The 1,247-nt window shown below is 68.3% G+C and carries 1 protein-coding gene and 2 pseudogenes; all 3 read right to left on the bottom strand.

The window, feature by feature from the left end; all coding sequences use genetic code 11:
• Positions 1–224: pseudogene (locus tag QSJ97_RS24540) on the bottom strand (IS3-like element ISMtsp5 family transposase); the annotation flags it as partial.
• Positions 221–601, bottom strand: a complete 381-nt coding sequence (locus QSJ97_RS24535; protein WP_285675134.1) for a transposase — start codon at positions 599–601, stop codon at positions 221–223. The gene QSJ97_RS24535 and the pseudogene QSJ97_RS24540, both read right to left, overlap by 4 nt.
• A gap of 66 nt (positions 602–667) precedes the next feature.
• A pseudogene (locus QSJ97_RS24530) lies at positions 668–999 on the bottom strand (IS110 family transposase); the annotation flags it as partial.
• Between the last annotated feature and the right edge of the window lie 248 nt (positions 1,000–1,247).

Genomic DNA, 1,247 nt, shown 5'->3' with positions numbered 1-1,247 from the left:
CAGCCTTCACCGTGAAAGGGGCTCGCGGCCAGCAGCGCCCGGATCTCGCCCGCCAGCGCGTCGTCGGACATCGGGCCACGTGGTCCCGGCCGGCAGCGCGGCGCTTGTGCCCGGTTGGCAGCCCGGAGCTGGCGGAAGACCGTCGCCCGGCTCAGCCGCCACACCCGGCAGACGCGGGCCAGACCGTAGGCGTGCTTCGCGGAGAGCGAGACCGTCCGGCTCATCGCCTCGACCTCCGCCGGGAGAAAGGGACGCCGCCCGCCATCCGGTCGATCTTCGCCTCGAGGAGCTCGTTGGCCATGGTCAGGTCGCCGATCTTCTCCTTCATGGCACGCAGCTCGCGGTCGCGGTGGTCCTCCGGCCGGCTCTTCAGCGACGCCTCGCCGGCAGCCAGGAAATCGTCCCGCCAGGCGCTCAGATCCGCAGCCGTCACGCCCAGCTCCCGCGAAACAAGCTCGAGATCCTCACCACGCAGAAGTCGAAACACCGCCTCCTGCCTGCGCTTCGCCGACATGCGCCGCTTCCGCGGCGCGGCGGGCGCGTCTGCGCCAGCGTGATGGGCGCCCTCCGACACGCCCGCCCCAGCTCTCAATTCGTCCATCGTGGCCCCTCCTGTCCGGGGCCGCCATCACCCAATCGCCTGTCTCACGCAACCGTACTCCGGGGGAATCCCGACGAAGCGCATCGTCGGCCGCGTGACCGCCTCGGCGATCGCCTCCGCGTCTGCGGCGTCAGTCTTGCCCCTCTTCACGTACGGTTTGACGTAGTGCGGCGGCATCAGGCGCACGGTATGCCCCATGGCACTCAGCTCGCGCGCCCAGTGGTGTACCGAGGCGCAGACCTCCATGCCAACGAGACAGGGCGACAAACCGGCGAAGAACTTCAGCACGGCCCCGCGCCGAAGCGCGCGACGGATTGCGGGGCGGCCCTCCGCATCAAGCGCATGGACCTGAAAGTGTTCTCCGCCAGATCGAGACCGACGACCGAGATTGCATGCACGATGTGGCTCCTATGGAATGCGTCCTCGACCGACAAACAAGGTCGCGACGGGAGCCGAGCCCGTCCACAGCATCACTCCACTCCAGAAAGCTGGTCATCAACGCAACCGAAGCGGAAAGCGGCATTGCCAGCACAGTGTGAATTCGCGTCAGGAAGCCTTTCCCGCGCGCTGCGTGTGGCCGCTGGCAGGAACGCGCATACAAGACTTGCAGCTCCCGTGGAGGGCGTCTCCCCGTGCCCCTGCGTGA

Source organism: Paralimibaculum aggregatum, from assembly GCF_030270585.1.
Classification (GTDB): Bacteria; Pseudomonadota; Alphaproteobacteria; order Rhodobacterales; family Rhodobacteraceae; genus Thermohalobaculum; species Thermohalobaculum aggregatum.
This window is presented reverse-complemented; position numbering and strand designations above follow the sequence as displayed.